24 protein-coding genes are annotated in these 26761 nt (G+C 52.3%); 15 read left to right on the top strand and 9 right to left on the bottom strand.

Annotated elements, in window-relative coordinates:
- Window positions 1–134 precede the first annotated feature (134 nt).
- Window positions 135–1046 (top strand): 50S ribosomal protein L11 methyltransferase, encoded by a 912-nt coding sequence (prmA, locus tag ACO0LK_RS00455; protein WP_422971108.1) that lies wholly within the window; start codon window positions 135–137, stop codon window positions 1044–1046.
- 5 nt (window positions 1047–1051) lie between these two features.
- Window positions 1052–2701, top strand: coding sequence for a DUF3426 domain-containing protein (locus ACO0LK_RS00450; RefSeq protein WP_422971107.1), 1650 nt, complete (start codon window positions 1052–1054; stop codon window positions 2699–2701).
- Window positions 2702–2756: 55 nt separating this feature from the next.
- Here ACO0LK_RS00450 and ACO0LK_RS00445 read toward each other — a convergent pair whose 3' ends face one another.
- Window positions 2757–3683: a pseudouridine-5'-phosphate glycosidase gene (locus ACO0LK_RS00445; protein WP_422971105.1), complete on the bottom strand. Its 927-nt coding sequence runs from the start codon at window positions 3681–3683 to the stop codon at window positions 2757–2759.
- On the bottom strand, window positions 3683–4786 hold the full coding sequence (locus ACO0LK_RS00440) for a carbohydrate kinase (RefSeq protein ID WP_422971103.1): 1104 nt from the start codon (window positions 4784–4786) through the stop codon (window positions 3683–3685). The genes ACO0LK_RS00445 and ACO0LK_RS00440 overlap by 1 nt, the downstream gene beginning before the upstream one ends.
- 435 nt (window positions 4787–5221) lie before the next feature.
- Here ACO0LK_RS00440 and ACO0LK_RS00435 point away from each other — a divergent pair, with 435 nt between their 5' ends.
- Window positions 5222–5548: a collagen-like protein gene (locus tag ACO0LK_RS00435; RefSeq protein ID WP_422971101.1), complete on the top strand. Its 327-nt coding sequence runs from the start codon at window positions 5222–5224 to the stop codon at window positions 5546–5548.
- A gap of 68 nt (window positions 5549–5616) precedes the next feature.
- Window positions 5617–5808: a Thivi_2564 family membrane protein gene (locus ACO0LK_RS00430; protein WP_186946899.1), complete on the top strand. Its 192-nt coding sequence runs from the start codon at window positions 5617–5619 to the stop codon at window positions 5806–5808.
- Between the two features lie 137 nt (window positions 5809–5945).
- Here the strand turns inward: ACO0LK_RS00430 and ACO0LK_RS00425 are convergent, their stop codons facing one another.
- A complete protein-coding gene (locus ACO0LK_RS00425; RefSeq protein ID WP_422971099.1) occupies window positions 5946–6380 on the bottom strand; it encodes an SRPBCC domain-containing protein in 435 nt (144 codons plus the stop codon).
- Window positions 6381–6863: 483 nt separating this feature from the next.
- Here ACO0LK_RS00425 and rbsK point away from each other — a divergent pair, with 483 nt between their 5' ends.
- From rbsK to ACO0LK_RS00390, 7 genes are all read left to right on the top strand, one after another.
- Complete coding sequence (rbsK, locus tag ACO0LK_RS00420; RefSeq protein ID WP_186946897.1) at window positions 6864–7793, top strand: ribokinase; 930 nt, start codon at window positions 6864–6866, stop codon at window positions 7791–7793.
- A gap of 305 nt (window positions 7794–8098) precedes the next feature.
- On the top strand, window positions 8099–9103 hold the full coding sequence (locus tag ACO0LK_RS00415; RefSeq protein ID WP_186946896.1) for a BMP family lipoprotein: 1005 nt from the start codon (window positions 8099–8101) through the stop codon (window positions 9101–9103).
- A 130-nt stretch (window positions 9104–9233) separates the two neighbouring features.
- Complete coding sequence (locus tag ACO0LK_RS00410; RefSeq protein WP_422971096.1) at window positions 9234–10763, top strand: ABC transporter ATP-binding protein; 1530 nt, start codon at window positions 9234–9236, stop codon at window positions 10761–10763.
- Window positions 10764–10855: 92 nt separating this feature from the next.
- Window positions 10856–11938: an ABC transporter permease gene (locus ACO0LK_RS00405; protein ID WP_422971094.1), complete on the top strand. Its 1083-nt coding sequence runs from the start codon at window positions 10856–10858 to the stop codon at window positions 11936–11938.
- Entirely contained in the window at window positions 11935–12906 is a 972-nt protein-coding gene (locus ACO0LK_RS00400; RefSeq protein ID WP_186946893.1) for an ABC transporter permease, read from the top strand. The genes ACO0LK_RS00405 and ACO0LK_RS00400 overlap by 4 nt, the downstream gene beginning before the upstream one ends.
- Before the next feature lie 377 nt (window positions 12907–13283).
- Window positions 13284–14282, top strand: a complete 999-nt coding sequence (locus tag ACO0LK_RS00395; protein ID WP_186946892.1) for a nucleoside hydrolase — start codon at window positions 13284–13286, stop codon at window positions 14280–14282.
- 12 nt (window positions 14283–14294) lie between these two features.
- Window positions 14295–15137 carry an isopenicillin N synthase family dioxygenase gene (locus tag ACO0LK_RS00390; protein ID WP_186946891.1) on the top strand — a complete coding sequence of 281 codons (843 nt, stop codon included), beginning with the start codon at window positions 14295–14297 and terminating at the stop codon, window positions 15135–15137.
- Between the two features lie 147 nt (window positions 15138–15284).
- Here ACO0LK_RS00390 and ACO0LK_RS00385 read toward each other — a convergent pair whose 3' ends face one another.
- On the bottom strand, window positions 15285–15941 hold the full coding sequence (locus ACO0LK_RS00385) for a DUF5610 domain-containing protein (protein WP_422971091.1): 657 nt from the start codon (window positions 15939–15941) through the stop codon (window positions 15285–15287).
- 179 nt (window positions 15942–16120) lie between these two features.
- Here ACO0LK_RS00385 and ACO0LK_RS00380 point away from each other — a divergent pair, with 179 nt between their 5' ends.
- From ACO0LK_RS00380 to creD, 4 genes are all read left to right on the top strand, one after another.
- The gene (locus ACO0LK_RS00380) at window positions 16121–16570 is read left to right on the top strand and encodes a cytidine deaminase (protein ID WP_422971820.1); all 450 of its coding nucleotides are present in this window, start codon (window positions 16121–16123) and stop codon (window positions 16568–16570) included.
- A 97-nt stretch (window positions 16571–16667) separates the two neighbouring features.
- On the top strand, window positions 16668–17414 hold the full coding sequence (gene creB, locus ACO0LK_RS00375) for a two-component system response regulator CreB (RefSeq protein ID WP_422971089.1): 747 nt from the start codon (window positions 16668–16670) through the stop codon (window positions 17412–17414).
- Entirely contained in the window at window positions 17411–18841 is a 1431-nt protein-coding gene (gene creC, locus ACO0LK_RS00370) for a two-component system sensor histidine kinase CreC (RefSeq protein WP_422971087.1), read from the top strand. Before creB ends, creC begins: the two co-directional genes overlap by 4 nt.
- Before the next feature lie 105 nt (window positions 18842–18946).
- The gene (gene creD / locus ACO0LK_RS00365) at window positions 18947–20374 is read left to right on the top strand and encodes a cell envelope integrity protein CreD (protein WP_422971085.1); all 1428 of its coding nucleotides are present in this window, start codon (window positions 18947–18949) and stop codon (window positions 20372–20374) included.
- Window positions 20375–20472: 98 nt separating this feature from the next.
- Here the strand turns inward: creD and ACO0LK_RS00360 are convergent, their stop codons facing one another.
- From ACO0LK_RS00360 to ACO0LK_RS00340, 5 genes are all read right to left on the bottom strand, one after another.
- Window positions 20473–21033 (bottom strand): HD domain-containing protein, encoded by a 561-nt coding sequence (locus ACO0LK_RS00360; RefSeq protein WP_422971083.1) that lies wholly within the window; start codon window positions 21031–21033, stop codon window positions 20473–20475.
- 61 nt (window positions 21034–21094) lie between these two features.
- Window positions 21095–22228 carry a YbdK family carboxylate-amine ligase gene (locus ACO0LK_RS00355; RefSeq protein ID WP_422971081.1) on the bottom strand — a complete coding sequence of 378 codons (1134 nt, stop codon included), beginning with the start codon at window positions 22226–22228 and terminating at the stop codon, window positions 21095–21097.
- Between the two features lies 1 nt (window position 22229).
- Window positions 22230–23426, bottom strand: coding sequence for a cation:proton antiporter (locus ACO0LK_RS00350; RefSeq protein WP_422971079.1), 1197 nt, complete (start codon window positions 23424–23426; stop codon window positions 22230–22232).
- Window positions 23427–23582: 156 nt separating this feature from the next.
- Window positions 23583–24674, bottom strand: coding sequence for a gamma-glutamyl-gamma-aminobutyrate hydrolase family protein (locus ACO0LK_RS00345; protein ID WP_422971077.1), 1092 nt, complete (start codon window positions 24672–24674; stop codon window positions 23583–23585).
- A gap of 684 nt (window positions 24675–25358) precedes the next feature.
- The gene (locus ACO0LK_RS00340; RefSeq protein WP_422971075.1) at window positions 25359–26606 is read right to left on the bottom strand and encodes a putative Na+/H+ antiporter; all 1248 of its coding nucleotides are present in this window, start codon (window positions 26604–26606) and stop codon (window positions 25359–25361) included.
- Window positions 26607–26761: the final 155 nt, after the last annotated feature.

Genomic DNA, 26761 nt, shown 5'->3' with positions numbered 1-26761 from the left:
TTTGGTCTTGAAGTTTATTGAAGTATCTTGAACGGGACTGACACAAAATCGTCCCAGCAAGGAGCTGCAACACAGCTGGGGCGGTTTTGCGTAAGTCCTATTGAAGTAATAACGTCGTATAAGAAAGTAGCAATATGGGTTGGATAGAAATAGTGATTGAAGTAGCGCGTGAGCAGGCAGAGGCTTTGTCGGATGCCCTGATGGATGCGGGCGCACTGTCTGTTTCCGTCGAGGATGCTGACGAAGGCACGGATGCCGAAAGACCATTGTTTGGTGAACCTGGCATGGAGCCAGATGAAGCCGCCTGGGACCGCAGCCGCGTCGTGGCTCTGGGCGATGTCGATTGCGACCATGCAACGCTGGTCACCGAAGCAGCTACTGCCATCAGTCTGGCAACTGTACCTGCCTATCTCACCCGCAAGGTGGAGGAGCAGGACTGGGTACGTCTCACGCAATCACAGTTTGCCCCCATCCATATTGGTAAAAATATCTGGGTCGTACCGAGCTGGCACGATGCCCCTGACAGCAATGGCCTGATCCTTGAACTTGACCCTGGCCTGGCCTTTGGTACCGGCAGCCATCCTACCACCCGCCTGTGCATGGAATGGCTGGAAGCCCACGCACCCAAGAATCTGTCGGTACTCGACTACGGTTGCGGTTCTGGCATATTGGCGATGGTGGCCAGCAAACTGGGTGCTGCCAAAGTCATCGGTGTTGATATTGACCCGCAGGCGATAGAGTCGGCCAACTACAATGCGGAACGCAATAAATGTGAGATCGAATACGCATTGCCGGAAGCATTTGGCGCTGCACACCCAACGCCAGAAAAATTTGACGTGGTCGTTGCCAACATCTTGTCCAGTCCATTGAAACTGATGGCTCCGATGCTGGCTGGCCGTGTTGCCCCCGGCGGTGCACTGGTACTGTCTGGCGTACTGGCAAGACAGGCCGAAGAAGTCGCAGCAGCGTACGCTCCGTTCATTCAGCTCAGTGTCTGGGCAGAAAACGAAGGCTGGGTCGCACTGTCAGGCAGACTGGACGGCTGACGCACATGGCTCTGGCTACCCGCTGCCCCCACTGTCAAACTGCCTTCAAGGTGGCGAATGACCAGTTGAAATTGCATGCGGGCCTGGTCAGATGCGGCTCATGTCAGCAAACCTTCAATGCGGTTGAAAACCTGATTCCGGCCGATGCCCCAAAAGTACCTGCCACGCCAGCAGCACCAGGTCCGGCGGACAAAGCAGGTACGCCCGCGCCATCCACAGCGACCAGCACGGCAAAACCTGTAACACCGGCAGTCAGCACCACTGCTGCGGCTATTGCTCCTGCAACAGCTACAGTTGCAACCGCGGCGGTCACAACCCCAGCCAAGCCTGCGGTTGAAGTGGAAACTGCATCAGAACCAGAAGTTAAAGCCGCTGACAAGGCAGAGCTGCCTGTCAGCACGCACTCACCAGCCGAGCCAGCAACACCTGCCGCTACGCCAGCGCTACCCTCTACGCCAACAGTTGCAGCCAAACCCCTGCCTGCCAAGCCGGGTGAAGAAGTATTGGCCGCCATTTCCAAAGCAGAAAAAGAATTTGAAGCAGAGAACCTGGACAAGCCCAAAGCAACACCGGCGATACAGGCTATACAGGCAATAGCAGCGGCCTCCGCAGCCATTGAAAGCAAGGGCAGCAAGACCAGCAGCACGGCAAATGCCGAAACTGAACCAGTCAAGCCCCTTGCTGCCGTCAGCGCACCGTTGCCACCTGTTGCTGCCGTCAAGCCTGCGCCAGTGGCCAGTGCCTCGGCCATTGATTTTGATCTGGGTGATGGCAATCTGTCCGCCCCCATGGAAGAAGTTGATGACGCCGATGTCGCAAGGGCAGAACTGGAAACCCGCGCCGCGCTGATGGATCCGCCTACGGCAGACTGGTCCATGAATGAAGGTAAGGAAGACGCTACAGCGCCAGGCAGCGATGCGGCACCTGCCACGACGACCACAAAAGTCTGGCGACACAAGGAAAATACTGCCAGCGTTGAAGTGGATGTCACTTCACAAGCTGAGGCAGAAAACAATCAGTCTGACGATGAGGCGCGCAAAGAGGCTTATATCGGCGCTGAAGAAGCAGCCCTGGCAAATCAGGCAGCCATCAGCGAAGATTCAAACAGCGATGCAGATGAAGATGAGCACCGTCCCAATTTTGTCATCCAGGCAGAGAAACAGCAGCGGCGCAAACGTGTCACGACCATCATGCTGACGCTGATGGTGCTCTTGCTTTTCCCATTGCTGCTGGCACAAAGTTCGTATATTTTCCGTAGCCAACTGGCAGCCTGGCTGCCAGAGAGCAAGCCGTATCTGCAGCAAGCCTGCAAGCTCCTGCAATGCCAGGTCAACCTGCCCGCACAAATCGAACAGATCACGGTAGAGTCGAATGAATTGCAGGCGCTGGCACCTGACAGGAATGTCTTTTTGCTGGTCATGCAAATCCAGAACCGCAGCAGCATCGTGCAGGCATGGCCGACGGTAGAATTGATATTGAACGATGCCAAAGACAAGGCGGTATTGCAGCGCGTCTTCGGCCCGGATGATTACCTGACCGAAAAAGATAAATTAAGCAAAGGCTTCACGGCAGGTAGCGATCAGAATATCAAGCTGTATTTTGAATTGCCCAAACTGAAAGCGGCTGGCTATCACGTCAGCGTCTTCTATCCCTGAGCAGAACTCAAGCCCTGAGCGGTGACGGCACCCAATACCGCACCGCTTCAAGTTTTTATACCGTACGCTTGCGCAAGTGATGCAGGGCCAGCGCCAGTCGCGCACCGACCACCGCATTATTCTTTACCAGCGCAATATTGGTTTCCAGGCTGCGCCCCGCTGTCATCTGCTTGATACGATTCAACAGAAAAGGGGTGATCGCCTTGCCCTTGATACCCTGCTCATCAGCCTCTTGCAAGGCTGACTGGGTAATACTTTCAATCTCTTCTCTTGGCATGGCTGCCACTTCAGGCACCGGATTGGCAATCACCACACCACCCGTCAGGCCCAGCGTCCATTTGGCATGAATGAAATCAGCCTGCTGCTCTGCTGTATCGAGCTGAAAATCAGCCTGGTAAGCACTGTCCCTGGTAAAGAATGCCGGAAAGGCTGACTGGCCCACACTGACCACAGGTACACCGTGGGTTTCCAGATATTCCAGCGTCAAACCAATATCCAGAATGGATTTGGCACCGGCACATACCACGGCAACCGAAGTTCTTGCCAGTTCCTGCAAGTCCGCAGAAATATCAAAACTGGTTTCAGCACCACGATGCACACCACCTATACCGCCAGTCACAAATACTTCTATACCCGCCAGTGCGGCACAGATCATGGTGGCGGCTACAGTGGTAGCACCGAGCTTGTTGCTGGTCAGGGCATATGCCAGATCACGGCGGCTGACTTTCATGGCATCGGGCGTGTTACCCAGTAACTCCAGTTCTGCGTCAGACAAGCCTATGTGTATCTTGCCATTCATGATGGCGATGGTGGCTGGCACTGCACCACGGTCACGGATGATCTGTTCCAGCTCGCGTGCCGTCTGCACATTCTGCGGGTAAGGCATACCATGAGAAATGATAGTGGATTCCAGTGCCACCACGGGTTTGGCCGCCAGACGGGCGGCGCGGACTTCTTCCGACAAGACCAGATAAGATTGCATCATGTTTCCTCGTTAAAAATATGTTGGTTCAGCGTAGGCGCAACAGTCGCCTCGCTTTGTATGGTCAGGGCAGCCAGCTTCAGACCACGCCGGCATGCCAATCCCAGATCATCAGCGCTATGGTACAAAGACCAGGCAACTCCGGCAGAAAAAGCATCACCGGCACCGGTCGCATCTTTGACACTCACCTGTGGCGCAGCAAGATGACTGATGCCATCCTTGCCTGCGGTATCGGTATATAAAACACCGTCACTACCCAGGGTAATAATCACATCCCGGGCACCGCGCTGTTGTAATTGGCGGCAGGCGGCAGCCATGTCTGGTACTTGCGGCAAACTGCGCCCAGCCACTGTTTCCAGTTCACCACGGTTCAATACCAGGCAGCGCAAGCCCTGCAACTGCTCCGGCAGGCGTGCCATCTTGGGTTGTGACACTGCGACCAGCAGCAAGGGACTGGCCTGCAAATGAGCGTCTTCCAATAACAAGGCTATGCTATCTGCGGGTAAATTCAAGTCTGCAATGGTAAAAGCGGCCGCACTGCGCTGGGGGCTACGGCTGCGCAGATAGTCGGGTGTCATGGCTTCACAGCATTCCATGTGCGCCAGTGCCAACACCATGTCACCGTCATCATTCAACAAGGCGGTATAGCTACCACTAAGGGCACCGGCAATTTGCAAGCTGGCCCTGGCATCCACGCCGACGGACTGTGCCTGCGCAAGGATGCTTTGCCCGGCAGCATCATCGCCTACGGCACACAATAAATTGACCGGCAAACCCAGACGCGCCAGATTTTCTGCAATATTGCGTGCCACACCACCAAAGGCTTCATGCTGACTCACGGGATTGGAGGTGCCCATCTGCATGGGCCCCAGCGTACGCATTTTACGGTCAATATTTGCGCCGCCTATACATACCACGGGATGTTGATCAGGCAAGACATATGCCCGGCCCAACAGGCGTTTTTCACGTATCAGTGCGGCGACATGCCCCGCCACGGCAGAACGCGACAAACCCAGTTGATCCGCCAGTTCCTGCTGAGAAATAAAGGGATGGGCGGCAATCAGCTGATACAGCTGCTCTTTTTTAGTGGCAAGGAGGCTCATGGCAAGGTTTTACCTGGAAAAACCACATTTAATCAAACAAAAAACAAACAATTGTTTAATACAATAAACATTTGTTTTTTCGATGTCAATCACAATATCAATCAAATTGTTTCCGGGCAAAAAAATCCCGCATACCTTGCGGCAGCGGGTTTGATCACTATTCATGAATAGCTGACACTGATTTGCTATTTGCACCACCTATCAAATCTTGTCTCAACAACTTCATTTGCTACACTTTTTACAACACTCTTTATTACCGGTTCAATAAATATAAAACAAAACTAATTTTCGATATGTTTGCCAGCGCACGGAACGTAAATCTTTTTACCTGCATCCTCAGAAAAGTGCAGGTGACATGGACAAGTGCAAAATATCTTCCCTTGCCCGGCTCTGCTTCTGTTTTCTCTTTATTTGCATACAACCAAGGTCTCTACCATGAAATTTTCCATACTTTTACTATCACTTGTTGGCGTTCTGGCGACTACAGCATGTGATCGCCAACCCACCCAGGTTGTCGTTCCCGTGCCCGTAGCAGTGCCAGGCCCAGCTGGTGCACCTGGCGCACCCGGCGCTACAGGTGCCACTGGTGCGCCCGCCTCCGTAGGTGCGACTGGCGCGACCGGTGCCACTGGTGCGGACGGCATGCAAGGCGCGACCGGTGACAAAGGTGTTCCAGGCTCACCAGGTTATGATGGTGCCAAAGGAAAAACCGGCGAACCCGGCAAGCCTGGTGATACTATCGTTGTGTTACCACCTAAATAATTAACCGCAGGCCCATTTAGCAAAAAATGCGGGCATTGACCTGCCTGCACCTTACCTGAGGAGGAAATATGAATCTGATCATCAATCTCATTATCTATCTTGTCGTCTTCGGGCTGATCTGGTGGCTGGTGGGCATGCTCCCCCTGCCTGCTCCGGTCGGGCAAATAGTGCGCGTGCTCTTCATAATTTTGCTGATCGCGATTATTTTGTCGGCGTTTGGAATCATGCCTGGCATACACATACCGGCCATTCGCTGGTAGCGTCACCTCGGAAATAAGCTTAACCGTGCACCAGCACGAATCGACATAAAAAAACCGCCAATTGGCGGTTTTTTCATTGTTTCAACACGAAATTACCGCACAAGTATCACTCATACCAACTCGCCTGCACAAGTAGTTCAGTCGCCATCCTGTTTTCGCGCAATCTCAGCCGACAGGCGATCCAGATTCTGTTCATTGGCCGGCACGACGATGTGCTCAACCTGGCTGGCGACATCAGAGTTATCGAATGCCTGTGACCAGGAAACAAGGGTTCCCGCCGGCGTTGGAGTCAGGCCTATGGTCAGGCGAAACTTTGGCTCAGATACGTGTTGAACAACCAGCTTCGCTGGCGATTCCAGCTCAACAAAGATGCATTCATTGGGATAATTTTTGCCATCTGGCCCATGCATGATGAAAGACCATTGTCCACCAGCCACAAGCTCACAGACTGTGAAGGTATTGGTGAAACCCGCTGGCCCCCACCAACGTGCCAGGCGTTCCGGATCATTGATCGCGGCAAAAACTTGCTCTACGCTTGCCGGGATTTCACGAGATGTATTGAATGTCGTCATAGGTTTCTTTGCTTCTGTCGGGTTACAACCCCTGGAAGTTTAGTGTGATTCTGCATTGATTCAAGGCATGCAGGCAGTGATTGACGGCAAACCCGAACCGCACGTCAAAATAAATATCATGATAACAATTAAATTAAGCAAATACTCGCAAACGAGCGTAACAAAGATATCGAATTTGACATCCATCCAAAGCAGCCCCACAATCAGCCCGCTTTGGTGAAATCGCAGAACAATTTGTACTTGCAACTGTCACAACTTCATGCGCACTTCGCGCTGGTGCGGCGCAATAAAATTCTGCTCTGAACACGTCCTGATCAAAGACTGAAAATAATGCCAACTAGCGGGTTGCCAGCTAGCCGCGTCTTTGCACATTTTTTGACCAAAAATCGAGATTGCGCTTGACGTTAAACAGCACCCATAGTTAAATACGAAATCGATTGCGCAAACGATTGCGCGACACCTTTTTATCGAGAAAAAAGCATCATGAAGCCACGCATAACTGTAGTCGGCAGTGTCAATATGGATCTGGTTTTTCGTACTCCACGCATGCCGGCCGTGGGTGAAACACTTCATGGTCATGAATTCAGGCAGATACCTGGCGGCAAAGGGGCGAATCAGGCTGTTGCCGCCGCCCGTCAAGGGGCACAGGTCAGCTTTATCGGTGCCGTGGGTGATGATGGCTTTGGCAGTTTTTCGCATCAATGCCTGGCAGCAGAAGGCATGGAATTAAGCCACCTGGCCAAAGTGGCAGGTGTGGCTACCGGCGTGGCCGGTATCCTGGTAGATGACAATGGCAACAACAGCATCGTGCTGGCAGCAGGTGCCAATGCCACGCTGACCAGTGCCCAGGTAGAGGCAGCTACAGCCACCATCGCCGGTGCGCAACTGCTGGTATGCCAGCTCGAAACCCCGCTGGCCACAGTCACACGTGCGATAGAAATTGCTCACGCCAAAGGGGTCAAAGTCATCCTGAACCCTGCTCCGGCACAAGACCTGAGTGATGCCCTACTGGCCCAGGTTGATTATCTGATTTTGAATGAAACCGAAGCTTCACAACTGAGTGGTGTGACGGTGGTCGATCAGGCCAGCGCCAAAGCCGCCTCGGAACAAATCTTGCAACGTGGTACCGCAACAGTCTTGCTGACCATGGGTGAACATGGTGCCCTGATTACCGATAGCACAGGCAGCCAGTTCATCCCGGCAGTGAAAGTGGATGTGGTGGATACCACTGCTGCTGGCGACACCTTTGTCGGTGCCTTCGCTGTTGGTATTGCGAATGGCCTTAGTCTGATTGATGCCAGCCGCGAAGCCCAATACACGGCTGCGTTGACGGTCACCAAGCTGGGGGCGCAAACATCGATACCACAACGCCAGCAAGTGCTGGAATTCATGGCAGTCGGAAAAGCAGCTTGAATGCCTGAAGTAGATACAAAATTTGGCACCAAAAGTGGGCACAGTCAGTAAATAGCGCCCGGTTCATTCCCTGTTAGTGCCCGATTGAAGCCCGGCTGCCAGCCCGAACACCGTTTTTGATACAATTTTGCCCTCGTGGCTGAAACGAAATGTCTGCACCATGTTAGGCTTGCACTGGCTTTCCAGGCTGGCTCCATAGCAAGAGTGGCCAACCCGGCGGCAGCAGAACATGGTTTTTAATTTGGGTACCGTATGCGCATGGCTTCAAGCGCGTCGGCACTATGACATCTGAATAAGGAAATTTCATGAAACTCAAGCAAATCTGCCTGTCACTGGCTACCCTGATGGCGTTCGGTGGTGCTGCCAGCGCTTATGCTGCAGATCTTAAATTTGCAGTCATCTATGATGCAGGCGGCAAGTTTGACAAATCCTTCAATCAGTCAGCGTCCGAAGGTGCTGAGCGCTTCAAGAAAGAAACCAAACTCAATTACCTCGAAGTGCAGGTTGCCAGCGACACCCAGACTGAACAGGTCTTGCGCAATCTGGCCCGTAAAAATGTGGACCTGATCGCTGCCATCGGCTTTGGTCAGGCACAGGCCGTACAAAACATTGCCAAAGAATTCCCTAAAACGAAGTTTGTCCTCATCGACGGTATTGCCACGGGCGACAATGTCAGCTCGGTTCTGTTCAAGGAACAGGAAGGCTCTTACCTCGTCGGCGTGGCAGCAGCCATTGCCAGCAAAACCAAAAAAGTCGGATTTGTCGGCGGCATGGATATCCCTCTGATACGCAATTTCTCTTGCGGCTATGCGCAAGGTGCCAAGGCAACGGATGCCAAGCTGGAAGTCATACAAAACATGGTAGGCACGACTACTTCTGCATGGAATGACCCCGCCAAAGGTGGCGAACTGGCGCGTGCTCAGTTTGAACGCGGTGTGGATGTGATCTTCGCCGCTGCCGGTGGTAGCGGCCTGGGTACTTTGCAGGCAGTCAAGGAAAAAGGCAAACTGGGCATTGGTGTGGACTCCAACCAGAACTATATGCACCCTGGCAGTATGCTGACTTCCATGGTCAAGCGCGTGGATCAGGCTATCTATGACAGCTTCATGCAGCTGAAAAACGGTAACTGGAAAAACGGTACCCAGTACAAAGGCCTGAAAGAAGGTGGTGTTGACTGGGCGCTGGACAAGGATAACCGCAGTGTCGTCAGCGCCGATATGGAAAAACGCGTGAACGCCGCCAAGCAGGACATCATCAGCGGCAAGATCAAGGTGGTTGATTTCCGTGAAGGCAATAAGTGCCCGGTCTGATCCAGGCAACTTGATAGCAGGTAACAGCTAAGGTATGAGGGGCGCAGTATCTTTTAACAGATACTTTGCGCCCTGATTGATGTTTAGACCCCCATCTGTCGCACATCGTATTTTAAAGAAACGCTAAAGTATGCAGCCAGCAGTCGAATTTCAACAGATCTCCAAACGTTTTGGTGCGGTACAGGCCAATCGTGATGTGAGTTTTTCCATTGCGCCGGGTTCCATCCATGGCGTGATCGGTGAAAACGGTGCTGGCAAGTCCACGCTGATGAGCATACTGTATGGCTATTACCGCGCCGACAGTGGCAAGCTGCTCATCAACGGCGCAGAACAACATATCCGCAACAGCCAGGAAGCCATCAAGCTCGGCATAGGCATGGTGCATCAGCATTTCATGCTGGTGGAAAACATGACCGTACTCGACAATGTCATGCTGGGCATGGAGGGTGGATTTCGCCTGAAACCGCAACGTCATGAAGTCGAAGCCAAGTTGCGCGAGATTTGCAAACGCTATTCGCTGGATGTTGATCCGCTGGCGACGATACAGGACTTGTCCGTCGGTGTGCAGCAAAGGGTGGAAATTCTCAAACAGATTTACCGCAGCGCCAATATCCTGATTCTGGATGAACCAACTGCCGTCCTGACGGTGCAGGAAGCCGCTTCGCTGTTTGAAGTACTGCGCCTGTTCAAGGAACAGGGCAAGACCATCATCCTGATCACCCACAAGCTGCAAGAAATTCTGGAAATCACAGACCAGGTCACGGTTATGCGTGCAGGTACCGTTATCGGTTCTGTCGCCACGGTTGAGACTACCACCACCCAGTTAGCCGAAATGATGGTGGGCCGCCCCATCGTCACCCACTTGCCACGTGCTGCCTATGCGCCGGGTGAGACGGTGCTGGATGTCAAAGACCTCAATCTGGTGAATTCACAAAAAGTCAGTCTGTTGAAGAATGTCAGTTTCAATATCCGTGCTGGTGAAATCGTGGCGATTGCCGGTGTCTCTGGTAATGGGCAGAGCGAATTGCTGGAAATCTTGAGCGGTATGCGCCTGCCTACCAGTGGCAAGCTGCAAATGCAGGGAAAAGACTTGCCCTTTGCTGGCCGCAAGGATGCCGATGGCTTGCCTGCAAACTTCCGTGAGTTGGGTATAGCCCACGTGCCGGAAGACCGCCTGCGTGATGCCGTGATCAAGAACTTCTCGGTGATGATGAATAGTTTTCTGGGTTACCAGAAAAAACTGGGCAAGTCTTTTGGATTGCTGGATTACAAAAGCATATTGAAAAATTGCACAGACTTGCTGGCCAAGTTTGATGTGCGGCCGGCCGACCCGCATTTGCGCATCGCCCTGCTGTCGGGTGGTAACCAGCAAAAAGTGGTGATGGCACGTGAGATCGCCGCCAACCCGAAACTGATGCTGGTGGGCCAGCCTACCCGTGGCGTTGATATAGGTACGATAGAAAGCCTGCATACCCGCCTGCTGGCGATGCGCGATGCTGGCATTGCGATCTTGCTGGTATCGGTAGAACTGGAAGAAGTACGCGCCCTGGCTGACCGCATCCTGGTCATTTCTGGCGGTGCCATCACGGGTGAATTGAAGGCAGAAGAATTTGATGCAACCGAGATAGGCTGCCTCATGGGCGGCATACATACACATTGAAGCAAACAATATAGCAGGCGATAAACTCTCGATTGCGCCTTAGCTGGCACATGCAAGAAACAAAGCGAACACAGACAAGCGACCAAACAAAGATGAATCAAGCCGACCTCCCACGCTGGGCCACCGCATTTGCCCTGCCGCTGTTAAACCTGTTCTCTGCCTTACTGGTCGCAGCGGGTGTGATTTATCTGCTGGGCGAAAGCCCGGTAGAATGCCTGGGTATTTTGATCAATGCAGCGGTGCTGAACCCTGAAGGCCTGGGCTACACCCTGTTTTATGCAGCCACCTTTATCTTCACCGGTTTGTCAGTATCAGTGGCCATGCAGGCCGGCCTTTTCAATATCGGTAGCGAAGGCCAGATGTACGTCGGCGGCCTGGGCCTGACCCTGGTTGTGCTGGCGCTTGATTCCAGCCTGCCGGGCTGGTTGCTGATACCGCTGGCAATGCTGGGCAGTGCCGCCTTTGGTGCGGCTTGGTCTTTCCTGCCGGGTTATCTGCAAGCCAAACGTGGTAGTCATGTGGTGGTAACTACCATCATGTTCAATTTCATCGCAGCAAGTTTGATGAACTATGTCATCGTCAGTTTTCTCATCCCTGCGGGTCAGCAAAATACTGCCAGCCGTGTATTTGCCGATGCCGCCTGGTTACCCAAACTGAATGGCATTTTACCGGTGCTGGGTGAAACACCGCTGAACATCAGCTTTGTGCTGGCACTGGTAGCACTGGTCATTTATGGCCTGGTCGTATGGCGCACCACCTGGGGTTACCAGTTGCGCGCTACTGGCCTCAACCAGCACGCGGCACATTATGCCGGTATCTCAATCAGCAAGACCATTATCATCACCATGATGATATCCGGTGCGCTGGCAGGTCTGGCCGCAGTGAACTCTGTCATGGGTTCTACCCACTACCTGAACCTGAACTTCCCTGCCGGTGCCGGTTTTATCGGTATCGCGATTGCCCTGATGGGGCGTCAGCATCCGCTTGGCATCTTGCTGTCATCGATCTTGTTTGGTGCGCTGATACAGGGGGGATTTGATCTGTCACTGGAAAAAGCCAATATCCCGCCAGAGACGTTTATCTTTATCCAGGGTTTGATTATCCTGTTCTGCGGTGCCATGGAAAACCTGTATGCCCCTGCCCTGTCTGCCCTGCTCAAGCGTAAGGAAAAATGATGTTTGATGATTTTCAATTTTCCAGCATCCTGGTATCAACCATACGCAATGCGCCAGTATTGATGTTTGCTGCCATGGCTGGCCTGTTTGCAGAACGTAGCGGCGTGGTGGACCTGGCGCTGGAAGGCAAAATGCTGGCTGCCGCCTTTGTCTCTGCTGCTGTGGCCTTTGCCACCAAGAACCCGTGGCTGGGGATTCTGGCCGGCATTGGTATCTCGGTCGCCATCGCCCTGCTGCAAGGTTTTGTCAGCATCACACAAAAAGGTAACCAGCTGGTCGCGGGTATTGCGATCAATATTACGCTCAGCGGCCTGACTTTTGTTATCGCTCAATACCTGTTCCAGCAAGGTGGTCGCACGCCTGACCTGGGTGATGCACGTCTGTTTGATATTGTTTTTCCTGGCGCTGAAGCAGTTGCTGGCATTCCTTTCCTGGGCTGGGTATATACCAAACTCATTGGTGGTCATAGCGCTTTGGTTTACCTGGCGTTTGCCCTGATCCCTGTCGTTCACTGGGTCTTGTATCACACCAGCTTTGGCCTGCGCCTGCGCGCCGTCGGTGAAAACCCGCATGCAGCCGATGCGGCTGGTATCAATGTAGAGCGTACCCGCTTCATGGCCATGCTGTGCGCCGGCGTACTGTGCTCATTCTCTGGTGCGTATTTGTCCATCGTGCAAAGCGGCTTCTTCCTGCGCGATATGTCAGCCGGTAATGGCTACCTGGCCTTGACGGCACTGGTATTCGGTAACTGGCGGCCTTTACACACAGCCCTGGGCTGTCTGATGTTCGGCTTCTTTGCTGCCTTGCAGGTACAGATAGAAGGCGTGGTCTTCCCTGGCATAGGCAAGGTACCAGGCTCTTTGATACAAATGATTCCTTACGTCGTGACCGTAATCGTACTGGCAGGCTTGATGGCAAAATCCGTCGCCCCGAAAGCGATAGGTCAGCCGTTTGTGAAGTCACGTTAATTTGAAAAACATAAGACCTCTCACCACAGAGACACGGAGGGGCACAGAGAAAAGAGCCGGGGAGGTTGGCAGGTTTGTAGGTTGAGTCGGGCCACGCTGGCTACGCTTCATCAGCCCAACACTTAGCCTACAATCGACGAGTACGTATTTGAAACGCCGAGTGTTGGGCTGGTAAACCGTAGCCCAACCTACACTATTACAACCTACACGGCTTTTCTCATGTCTTTCTCTGTGCCTCCGTGTCTCTGTGGTGAGCCTTTCGGTCTGGCACTACAAAACATAATTTCGACCTCCTTGAACCGGGTCCACTGCAACAATTCACATCGCGACTGGGTTCTGCCCAATGGCCAGCCGGTGTAATTTTGGAGAGCATACACATGTCAACAACAGCAAAACATAAAGTCATTTTTGATACGGATCCAGGCGTCGATGATGCAATGGCCTTGTATTTCGCCCTGGCCCATCCTGATATCGACGTGGTTGGTATCACGACTACTTTTGGTAATGTCCATGTTGAGCAAGCAACCACAAACGCGCTGTACCTGACGCGCATTGCTGGCCGCAATATCCCTGTCGCCCAGGGCGTTCCTGTTCCATTCGCCAAAGCGCCTGGCATGCCGCCAGATTTCATCCACGGTGCTGATGGTTTGGGTAACCTGAACAGCCGTATTGAAGTCGGTGGTAAAGCAGAAGTGGAAAGCGCGGCTGAATTCATCGTCAAGATGGCACGCCAGCATCCGGGTGAAATAACTCTGGTCGCGGTTGGCCCTTTGGGTAACCTGGGCCTGGCATTAAAAATGGAACCACAACTGCCAAAACTGCTGAAGCAGGTTGTGCTGATGGCGGGTACCGTCGACGAACCAGGCAATGTCTCACCCGTGGCAGAAGCCAACGTCTGGAATGACCCGGACGCAGCAGACCTGGTCTTCACCGCCGGTTGGGATTTGACCATGGTTGGCCTGGACGTGACTCACCGTGTGGTCTTGCCTTCGACCTTCTTTGCCGCCCTGGCAGAAAAACACAAGCATGTGGCGATGGATACCCTGTCGCATGCGGTCAACTTCTATGCCAACTTCTACCAAAGCATACGCCCTGATCTGGGTCATGCCTGCTACGGCCACGATGTACTGGCGTTTGTCTGGCTGGTGGCACCACAGATTTTCGAAACCAACTCTGGCCGTGTACGCGTCGCCAAAGAAGGCATCGGCAATGGCCAGACCATGATGGCAAAACTGCCTATCCCGTATCCGCAAGCAGGTTGGGAAGCCAGCAAACCAGAAACACGCGTTTGCATGAAGGTCGATGCAGAAGCCTGTAAACAATTGATCGATGCAACCCTGGCGTCAAACTGGTTGCAGGCACCACTGGCGCAATAAGGGGAAAACATCATGTTTATCGAACCAGTTGATTATCGCGCACCAGATGCCGCGCAAAAATTCACCGAAAGCCTGCACCGTACCGGGTTTGGTGTCCTGACCAATCACCCCTTGTCGCAAGGCACACTGGAAACCATCTACAAGGAATGGTATGACTTTTTCCAGACCGATGCGAAAAACAAGTATGACTTTGATGCCGAGAAAATGGATGGCTATTTTTCGCCAAAAATTTCCGAAACAGCCAAGGGCCAGACCAAGCGTGATCTGAAAGAGTTTTATCATATCTACCCAACCGGTCGTTACCCGGCTGAAGTATCGGATGCGGCACGCAAGTATTATGACGATGGTGCCAAGCTGGCGGCAGAGTTGCTGCAATGGGTAGAAGATCATTCACCGGCGGATATCAAGGCCAAGTATTCCATGCCCCTGTCAGACATGATCACCGACAGCGATCTGACCCTGCTGCGTGTTTTGCATTACCCGCCTCTGCGCGGCGATGAAGAACCCGATGCAGTACGTGCTGCTGCCCATGGTGACATTAATTTGCTGACCCTGCTGCCAGCCGCCACTCAGGCTGGTTTGCAAGTACAGGGCAAGGATGACGCATGGCACGATGTACCCTGTGATTTCGGTATGCTGATCGTGAATATCGGCGATATGCTGGATGAAGCCTCTGGCGGTTACTATCCATCGACGATACATCGTGTACTGAACCCTACCGGTGAAGAAGCGAAAAAATCACGTATCTCGTTGCCACTGTTCCTGCATCCACGTGCTGACGTAGTGTTGTCCGAACGTCATACCTCGGGTAGCTATCTGCAAGAACGTCTGCGTGAGCTGGGTGTGAAGAAATAAGTTTTTATACCAGGTCTGCAAATGGAAAACGCGCATCAGAAAACTGATGCGCGTTTTTTTGTAGGGTGCGCCGCGCGCACCGCTCTCATTTTTTCGTCAAACAATTCATAAATCCATATGGTGCGCATGGCGCACCCTACTATGTAATCAAGCAGCCTTTTGGGTCGCTGATGTCGCTGGCTTGGCCAGACTCACCGTATCACCGGAAGGTATACCTTCGGATTTCCAGCGCGAGAATTCTGTCCGTATGGCTTCCAGGGTTTGTTTGCTGATATCAGGCAAACTGCCACCCAGAATATCTGAAGCTTCCTTGAAACCCTGCTCCACTGCCGCAGTAATCTTGTCCAGCTTGGCGGGGTCATCACCGATCGCTGCCTTGGCAAAACTCAGTATGCGTTCAGCGGTTTTTTGCACGCTGAATTCACCACCGTCGGCCACTGCTGCCTGGGCAGCCTTGATAGCTTCAGGGCTGGCTGAAATTTTCTGTTCACCACTGACTACTTTGGATAAATCCAGCCCTTGCTGTTGAACCAGTGGCTTGATCAAATTAATGATTTCCTGCGCCTTGCGGTCCGACTCTTCCAGCAGCGCCTGTAAATCGGGTGCTGCTGTCTTGTTGAGACGTGGATCAGCATACACAACAGTATCGCTACTGCTGCTTTGCAGGCTGACCTTGGTGCTGTCTGCAGCACTGTCTGTGGCAACTGCGGTGTCGTCGCTGGCGTCAGCAGTCTTCGGCGTCTTGGTTTGTGCGGTCTGGTAAGTGCGGACGTACAAGTCCTGGCTAGAAATACTGATACTCATTTTATTGCCCTCTGGTAAAGGTCAGAAAGGAATCTTGCTTACTTCGTTATGGACTAAAAACCGGAAAATTACAATGATAAAAGAAAATCATCATTGAAAATAGCCTGTCGGCATGACCATTCGAGGCTAGCTGATTTAGCTCTTATCCTGCAGGAAAATACCCTTATTAGCATGGTTTAATACTACAATATCGCCTATCACAACGAAAGAATACCATGCTGAATCAAGACCAATTTCAAGACAAGTTATTGCAAGCTGCAAACACCGCGCGCGAATCTGCGTATGCTCCCTATTCCAAATTCAAGGTAGGCGCTGCCGTACTGACCAAGGATGGCAAAATTTTCCATGGTTGCAATGTAGAAAATGCATCTTATGGATTATGCAATTGCGCTGAACGCACTGCCCTGTTCAGCGCGGTTGCCAGCGGTTACCGTCCTGGTGATTTTGCTGCGATTGCCGTCACTGGTGATACTGAAGGCCCGATTGCCCCTTGCGGTGCTTGCCGCCAGGTTATCATTGAACTCGGTGGCCCGGATCTGCCGGTATTGCTGACGAACCTGAAAGGTGACGTGAAAGCCACCACAGCCGGTGCACAATTGCCTGATGCGTTTTACCTCAAGCCTGAATAAGCGATTCTGAAACAGGGCTGGGTTACCTGACTCAGTCCGCCCCCGGCCCTGGTCAATCTGCTTCTCTTCTCCCCCATTTCTGCGTTAACCCGCCCGCATGTCCAAATCCATACTGATTATCGAAGATGAAATCAGCATCGCAGAAAACCTTGCGTATGCACTAAGTACGGATGGGTTTATGCCTACCCATGTCAGTCTGGGGCAACAAGCGCTGAGCATGTTGCGTGAAGCCAGTATCACACCGGCCCTGATCGTACTGGATATCGGCCTGCCCGATATCAGTGGCTTTGATGTCTGCCGGCAGTTGCGCCAGTTTTCAGATACGCCAGTACTTTTTCTGACAGCACGCAACGATGAAATCGACCGTATCGTCGGGCTGGAAATCGGTGCAGATGATTATGTGACCAAGCCATTCTCACCACGCGAAGTGGTGGCCCGCATACGCGCCATTTTGCGACGCCAGCAAGGCAATGTGCAGACAGGCAATGGTACGGCCACCACTGTGGTCAAACGCTTTGAATTGCGCCCGGATGAAGCTCGTATTCTGCATTACGGACATGCCCTGAGCCTGACCCGTTATGAATACCTGTTGCTCAAGACCCTGATAGAACGCCCCGGGCATTTGTTTTCACGGGCACAACTGATGGAAATAGTCTGGGTCAACGCACCTGAAACCCTGGACCGGACGGTTGATGCCCATGTCAAATCACTGCGTGCCAAACTGCGGCAGACGCGCCCTGGCAGCCACGATGCAGCGGATACAGCAAATACACAGACGGCAGACGGCAGTGACGAAGGCATACAGACGCATCGCGGCATGGGTTACAGCCTGAACATCACATGAAGATAGGCCTGCGCATACTGCTGGGGTATTTCCTGATTCTGGGCCTGACGGCCTGGCTGGTATTGAATGTGGTGGTGGAAGAAATAAAACCCGGTGTGCGTGCCACGCTGGAAGATACGCTGATCGATACCGCGCAAATGCTGGCAACGCTGGTGGCGGAAGATGTGGCGAATGGCAATACATCCGACAGCACCCTGATGAAGCGCCTGCAAAACTATGCGCAGCGCAGTATTGATGTCAACATCAGCGGTGTGCGCAAGAACAGCCTGGACTACCGTGTGTACATCACCAATGACAAGGGCATTGTCGTCTTCGATAGCGATGGCAGGGATGTCGGCAAGGATTATTCACGCTGGAATGATGTTTACCGCACCCTGCAAGGTCAATACGGTGCACGCAGCACCCGCGCCGACCCGGATAGCGATGCCAGCAGTGTCATGCATGTGGCAGCACCGATTATGGACCACGGCCATATCATCGGTTCATTGACGGTCGCCAAAGCCATTTCCACCATCAATCCGTTTGTGCAGCGCAGCCAGCGCAAGATACTGCAGCGCAGTGCATGGATGCTTTTGGGTTCTCTGCTGATAGGGATTGCGTTTTCATGGTGGTTAAACCAGGCCCTGCGCAAGTTGCAGCGCTACGCCAGCAGCGTAGAAAAAGGCGAGAAAGCCAGTCTGCCAGCCTTGGGCAACAATGAAATCGGTATGCTGGGCCGGGCTCTGGAATCCATGCGCGACAGGCTGGAAGGCAAGCAATATGTCGAACAACTGATGCATACCCTGGCCCATGAGTTAAAAAGCCCGATTGCATCCATACAGGGCTCGGCCGAACTGATGCGCGAAGATATGCCGGCAGCAGACAGGCAGCGTTTTCTGCAAAACATACTGGAACAAAACCAGCGCCAGAAGCAATTGATAGACAAACTGCTGGCTCTGGTAAAACTGGAAAAACAGCAAAGTCTGGAGCATGCCGAAACCATACAAGTACCAACACTGTTACAGCAATGTGCACAGGATGTGCAAGCGGGCCTGCAGACCAAAAAACTGACTCTGGAAATTGACGTCACAGCTATCGTTGCCACCCCGGACATCATGGGCGATGCCCTGCTGTTGCGACAGGCCATAGGCAATCTGCTGGACAACGCCATAGCCTTTGCCCCGGCTGGCAGCACGATACGCATGTGCGCCCTTGTACATGGACAACAACTGCAAATCAACATACAGGATCAGGGGCCGGGCATACCCGATTACGCACAAGATAAAATCTTTGACCGCTTTTATTCCCTGCCCAGGCCAACTGCCGCCAAAAGCACGGGACTGGGCCTGCCCTTCGTGCGTGAAGTCGCGCTGCTGCATCAGGGCAGCGCCAGTGTGAACAATCTGACCGGGGGCGGCACCTGCGCCTGTCTGAATTTGCCTCTGTGAATAAGCATTTGGTTACATCACTTCACACAAATCACTTCACACAAAACACATCAACAACGCACATAAGTTATTTACATTGATGACTCCTTATCTACGGAGTCTGTCATGCAAAAGAGTTTGCTGTTCAAAACCATTATCATCGGCCTGTTGGCGATAGTTATCTACATTCCCCTGATGATGATTCAGTCTACCATCTGGGAACGCATGCGCTACCGGGACGAAGCGGTACGCAGTATTACCGCCGATTCTGTCAGTGAACAGGTGGTCATAGGGCCGGTTCTGGTGATACCGTATGTTGAAACCTGGGAAGAAGAAACTGTTGACACGGCGACCCAAAAAGTCACCAAACGCCAGGTTTCCAATAGCCGCAAACACTATGTGTACCCGAATGACCTGACTGTCAAAGGGACTATCGATACCGACCAGCGTTATCGCGGCATTCACAAGGTGCTGGTCTATACCGGCAACCATCAGATTTCTGGTGATTTCATGCTGCCCGACATGGCCAGCCTGGCATCCAGAGATAAAACCAATGCCAGTATCAGCAGGACAGAAGCACCCTATATCTCGATAGGTTTGAGCGATACCCGTGGCCTGCAAAATTTCCCGAAACTGCAATGGGGTGAGCAGAGTTTTGAATTCAGGCAGGGCAGCAAATTAAATGCCTTCCAGCGCGGCATTCACGCCAGGATGGATGGCATGCAAATGGCCAGCGCAGGCCAGGTTAAATTCAAGATGGATTTAATCCTGGATGGTGTGGAACGTCTTAGCTTCGCCCCACTTGCCAAAAACAACCAGGTCACGCTGTCATCAAGCTGGCCACATCCGCAATACGGTGGCCGCTTCCTGCCGTCACCAAAAGGCAGAATACGCAACGACAATGGCTTTAGCGCCAACTGGAATATTTCTGCCTTGTCGAGCAATGCGCAACAACAATTGAGCAATCTGGAAAATGCCGGCAATCCTGTGAATGTAACGCAGACATCAAGCCCTCCAGAATACAGTGCAGTAAGTGCAGCAAGTTCGGCATCGATCGATGTATTCAGCGTATCGTTTATCGAGCCAGTCAATATTTATTCACAGGCAGATCGTGCAGTCAAATACGGCCTGATGTTTGTTGCGCTGACCTTTGCTGCTTTTTTCCTGTTTGAAGTATTGAAGCAACTGCCTATCCACCCGATTCAATACACGCTGGTAGGTCTGGCATTGGCCTTGTTCTTTCTGTTACTGGTCAGTCTGTCGGAAAAAATCAGCTTTGTACTGGCGTACCTGCTGGCCAGTATTGCCTGTATTCTGCTGATAGGTTTTTATCTGTCGTATGCCTTGCGCAACTGGAAACGCGGCTTTGGTTTTGGCTGTGCACTGACTGTCTTGTATGGAATATTGTTTGGCCTGCTACAGTCAGAAAGTAACGCCCTGGTCATGGGTAGCCTGCTGCTGTTTGCCGTGCTGTCAGCCATCATGGTCATCACACGCAAGGTAGACTGGTATCAACTGGGTAAGACTGCACCTGCACCGGTAATTGCAAGCTGAAACAGTTTGCCTGACTGAAACAGGGAGTGAATTTGACAAAATCAAATTCACTCCCTTTCATAATAGGTGAAATCCACTGCAGGCAATCCCCATCCCGGTTATTTACGCAAAAATTGGGGATAAGCCTGTATCTTCGCTTGCAGACGTTCTGCAAGTTTGGCATCGGCAGTATGCAATTCATCATGAATCATTTGTGCTTCATGACGGTAAGCGAGTATTTTTTCATTGCCCCAATAATGCGGTGGGTGATATAAATTACTGATGCGGTCAGCCATCTTGACCATCCAGATTTCTTGCGGCTGCAGCAAGATGCGGTCCAGGCTATCGCGCATTTGTGCAGCCTTGTCAGGCAGAGCAGTATTTTTTGAAAGCGCCTGCACGCCGTCAGCCACGGCCTGACCAAACTCAGCTTTCAGCAAATCATAACTGGCACTCGTATCTTCCAGAGTGTCATGCAACAGGGCACATTGCACCGCCAGCGCAGCATTCGCAGTTGCATTGAACTGCAAGGCCCATATCACTTCCATGGCGACGCTGGCGACATGGTTGATGTACTCTACCTTTTCACCTTCCACCTTGCCACCATAAGTCTGTCCGTTATGCTGACGTGATGAAAAATCCCAGGCTTTTGCGTATATATCTGGTGTCCATTTATTCATCTTGTCTTCCTTTTATAAATTGCTCATCCGGCAAAGACAGGCGAAGTATCTGCATCACAGATCACCTGGCACTGCGTCTTACATCCCGGAAGGTATGCAAGGCCGCATTCACCATTCCTTCCGGGCTACCGCTTTGCTGGTATTGCTGGCGCAGGTATTGCGCATCATTACCTGCCTGTACTGCTTCGCGCAAGTGACTGAATGCAGGCAAGGCATCCAGGTTTTCGGCATAGGGCCTGAGCCGGTCGAAACTGGCAAGGATGTCATCGCGCAAGACCGTGCTTTCATAGGTCTTGGGATGAACGGTAACCCCATCCAGACCGAAACGGCAAGCCTGAAAGCGATTATAGTTATACACGAGGTAATCGTCTTCTGATGGTGGAGCTTCGCGTCGTTCCAGCAGATAGGCACACAGGACTTGCAGATACGCTGCCAGTGCGGCCGCTCTTTCCACCGTCAGCGGCGTATCACAGACGCGCAATTCTATGGTGCCGTATTCTGGCTTGGGGCGAATGTCCCAGTAAAAATCCTTCATGCTTTTGACGACACCGGTTTTTTCCATTTTACTGAAATAGTCATTGGCAAATTCATCCCAGCTTAACAAAAATGGAGCACGCCCTGACAAAGGGAAAGCAAACACGGAATTCAGCCGGGCAGAATTGAACAAGGTATCGCCACCCTGCACATAGGGCGAAGAAGCCGACAGGGCAATGAAGTGAGGTACGTAACGGCTGAGTGAGTGCAGCAAAAACATGGCGTCATCGCCGGATGTACAGCCTATGTGTACATGCTGGCCAAAGATGGTGAACTGCTTTGCCAGGTAACCATACAGAGCAGATACTTCCCTGAAGCGCGGCTTGGAAAATATCTTGCGGTCTGTCCATTTCTGGAAGGGATGGGTACCGCCACCACAGATCCCGATATTCAAGACATCGGCCCCATGCACCAGGGTGTCACGAATCTCCTGCAATTGTCCCAGCACACCCTGATACCTGGTTTGTACATCGGTACAGATTTCTATCATGCTCTGGGTAATTTCCGGTGTGACATTGCCCGGAAAAGGACGTTTCGCCAGCAGATGCAAAAGATCGGGGCTGGCTGCGGTAAGGTCAAAATCAGACAGGCTGACCAGTTGTAATTCCAGCTCTACCCCCATGGACAGGGCGTTCGAATTGGTGAAGGCTTCAAGTGGCATATTATTCTTCCCTTTCTTCCGGTGTTTCTTTGGCGGCAAACAAGGCCAGTTGTGTCAGGAGGGGCCCTACCACTTCCAGCATCAGCGTCATGGCGACCAGGGCAAACCATTCCTCAGTCATGACCATGCCAAAATTGCGTGGCTGCTCCAGGCTTAACAGCAAGAAAACTGAAACGGGCGCCAGACCAACACCGCTGAGCAAACCCTTGCGCAAAGAGATACCGCTGACTGGCGCCAGAGCAGTAGTTACCAGTATCTTGCTACCCAGGCGCATGACCAGCAATACCACGCCCAAAAGCGCACCTGCCCAGACATGCTGCCATGCCAGTGTGGATGCCGCGAATACGAACAGTACTACCGTCAGCAATTCACCCAGCACCCCGAAATTTCTTTGCGTGCGACCGAGGCTGATGCGACGGTGCCTTGCTACCAGGCCAAAAGCCAGGGTAGCCAATACCGGCGACAGTCCACTGGCATAGCTGAGCGACACCAGCACAATCACAGCAAAGGCAAAGCCCAGCGTTGCGTCTTCTGCCTGGCGGCCACGCCAGCTCAACACGATAGGCAGCAAGATGCCGAATACGATACCGGCTACCAGTGACGCCAGCGCCGCCATCATGACATGCAGACTTTGTGCAGAAGCCTGTAACAGATCGCCTGAGGTCTGCATCACCCAGTACATCAGGATGATCTTGAAGGCAAATACGGCCAGCACAGAATTGATGGCTGTCAGATGCAGAATACGTTCGCTGACCTGGCCTGAACTGCGTTGCTCATTAATGATACGCAATACCGCTGTTGGAGAAGAAGACATCGCCAGCGCCGCCAGCAACAAAGACATCAATTGCGAACTGCCATGCCATAGCGCGACGAAATATACTGCTGCAAAAGTGACACCCGACTCCACCAGCCCCGTCACCGCCACCCAGGGATTAAGGCTGAGCCAGCGCAGATTGATGCGATAGGCAAATTCAAACAGGATGAGACCGAAAGCGATATTAGCCAACAGCACAAGACTATGGTTATCCAGCGGTGAAAGATATGCGGGGAACAGATTGACCAACACAAAGCCTGTCAATGCGTAGATGCTGATGCGCGGCAGGCGCAGCCAGCGATGCCCCATATCGCCCAACAACCAGGCCAGCGCAATGATGCAGGGCCAGGCCATCTCGCTGACGTTGATGGAAAATTCTGTCATGCTGTCTCCTGTTATGGGTGCCTGAAACTGATGTTAATGCGAATGCGAATTTTGATACCGATACTGACACTGATGCTGCTGAGATGAAAAATGCAGTCATCCCGATGACTGCTGCATTTCTCTTTTTTTGTCACCGGCGAGGAACCAGGCCAATTTTTAAAATCGTGTTTCTCTGGCTGCGCGCAAGAAACTGTCAAGTATGGGTGTGCAATCCAGCAAATCGCTTTGTCCAGTCAGGTGAAATTCTGGATGCCACTGCAAGCCGACGACAAATTTCGCTTTTTGATAGCGTATCGCTTCAACGATGTTATCTTCCGGAGAGACGGCTTCTACCATGATATCCCTGCCCAGGTTTTTGATGGATTGATGATGTATGGAATTGACTCTGGCAGTCGCCATCGGTGGGAACAATTGCGCCAGTGAGGATTGTGCGGTGAACTGCAATTCATGTCCGTTCTGGTCATACAGATCATTCACATGGGCGATGGCATTCGGTACCTCGGTCGCAATGTCCTGGTACAGGCTGCCACCAAAAGCTACATTCAATAGCTGACAACCACGGCATATGCCCAGCAAGGGTTTATCGGTTTCAATAAATTCATGCAAAAGTTCCAGCTCATACATATCACGTGTGCGGTCACCACTCCATTCCGGGCGTGTTGATTGCTGCGAATAACTTTCTGGTGCGACATCGGCACCACCTTGTAATACCAGGCCATCGAGATGTCTTGCATAGTCACGCAGGCGTATATTACTGGGGCGTATCAGACCATTGGTATTCACGGAAGGGATCATGAACACCATGACATCACGTGCCATAACCCATTGTGCAATCGACTCTTCGAGATATTGCAAAGTCTTGCTGGATAAACCCTTGGCACCGGCCTGAGGGTGAAATATCCGGGCAGATACACCGATCTTCAAGGTACGATGGGTAATGCCTTTTGCAGTACGCAGCGAGGTTGCGCGCAAGCGGGCGGAAACAACACGTACCAGCGTACGCCAGGGTGATTCACCAGCCTGATAAGCAGTCTGGTACGCCGACTGGTGATCCTGTGGCCCCGCAGCGGGTGTTGGAGGCTGCGTCACGGCACTGCTTGCAGGTAGCGCCTGCGCCTGGTTTGTCACTGCCGCACTGTCAGGCAGGCTTGATTGTGCTTGTGGTGGTACTACGACGGCTTGCGCAGTATGGACATCGGTTGAGCCAGCTACACCGGTTGATTCTTGCTTGTTTTTTTCATCTGACATGATATTCATCCATCTCTAAAAAGACGAAACTAAGACGAAAAGCATTACGTGAAAACAATATACGCAATGCGGAGAAATATCTTTCTCGCCAATTGGAAATGCAAAAAACGTGAGCACTCCATTTCATCCATCGTCAGGGGGAACAGGCTATGTGCAGGCACATGCAAAAAAAAAGCAACATCATACCTGGCGCAGATATGCCATCCCCCCCTTTTACGTCTATTATTATCGCCAGGAAAAATACGCTGGCTGGTTTCAGTCAAAAACGAAGTCACTGCGATCTAATGACGAGTCTAGAATTCTGTCCCGTATCAGCCTCTGGCTTACGTGACTTATATGGCTTAGAGCAGTCTTGCATAAATCATGCAACTGTACGATGCGCAAAGCCTGCGGAATTTCTGTATCGCATACATTGCATTGCACGCGCTGTGTGCACACAATGTGTTACAGCGCTATTAAAACACTTTTACAGTGCTGTGTCTGTCAGATAACGCCTACATCAGAACTCTGCCCTTTGCGGTCTTTGTAGCCTTCGCAATACCTGATTTCCAGTATAGTCCAAAACACGTTTTTAGAAATCTATCTGCCGCACTGGCACGGGCATTGCACAGGCCTGCATCTTGCCTGCATAAAGCTGGAACGCATACAAAGTTGAACACACTGATAAGCAACAACAGATGCCAATCAGATTAAAAACATCAACGCAGCCACCGCTGTCGGTGGCAATGCGCCCAGCAACAAACCCAATGCACCGATAGATTCATTATCGAAACCGCGCTTCAATAAAGCCACGCCCGCCGGATTCGGTGCGTTGGCAATGACAGTCAACCCACCACCAGCAACGGCACCGGCAACCAGCAGGTATTTGGCTTGTTCACTCAGGCCTGCAATCAATGATCCCAGGTAAGTCAGCGCGGCATTGTCGGTAATCGCCGTCAGTCCCAGTGCAGCAAAAAACAGGGTGTGCGGTTTCAGACTGGATACGACGGGTTGCAACCACCATTGCTGCATGCCACCCAGCACCACCAGGCCAGCAAGAAAGAAACCAACCAGCAAACCCTCTTTCAGAATCAGTGGATTCTGATGGCGTTCGTAAGCCTGGGCATAGCCCATGAAGAACAGGAACAAGCCCAGAAAAAATACAGGATGATGTGCAAGCAAGACCACCCCTGCCAGGAAAGCAAGATGGATCAGGCTGACGATCAGTGGCACTGGTTCAGTGTGTGTTTCATCTGCACCTTCATCAACGGTAATCTGCTTGCGCAATAACAGGGTCACGACAGTGGCATTGAACAGTACGGCAATAGCGGCTTTCCAGCCGAAGCTGGCCAGCATGAAAGCACTGTCCCATTGCCAGGCCGATGCCACCATCAGTACCGGCGGTGCGGCATAGGAGGTCAGCGTGCCGCCGATGGAGACATTGACAAACAATACCCCCAGTGCAGCGTATTTCAGCCATTCCGGTATACCCCGACGAAATATTCTGGGGGCCAGTATCAGTGCCGCCAGGGTCATTGCAGCCGGTTCGGTAATCAGGGAACCCAGCAAGGGCACAACCGCCAGACCAAACCAGACCATGGCTAGCGCATCAGGCAGGGGAACAAAGCTTGCCATGCCGCGCAGCACACGGCCCACGATCTCCAGCACAGGACGCGACGCAGCCACCACCATGACAACAAACACAAACAGCGGCTCTGTATACTGACGTGATTCGGCATACGCCACCGCAGCATCACCACCAGACACAAGGGCCATGACGACGACCAGCACAAAGGCCCAAAAACCGAATACGACTTCAACCTCGCCCAATAGATGGAACAGACCTGCATGCCGGGCATGGCGATGCGCCAGCACTTCAAAAAACTTGGCACTGAAAGTATGTAGCAAGGCCAGGCCAAAGATCACGACACTCAGGGTATCCATTAAAGTCATTGCTGTTTTCTTTGCGTAGATATGGATAGAACTCATTTCATCAACAGTGATGAGTTTTACATATCTTACACGAGCTTACCTGTGGCTACGACATAAACCGGTGTAATATCCACCGATATAATCTATCCTTGATCCGTCCTGAATTGCATTGCCTG

Origin of the sequence: Undibacterium sp. Ji49W (assembly GCF_049340205.1) — a bacterium.
Taxonomy (GTDB): Bacteria; Pseudomonadota; Gammaproteobacteria; order Burkholderiales; family Burkholderiaceae_D; genus Undibacterium.
This window is presented reverse-complemented; position numbering and strand designations above follow the sequence as displayed.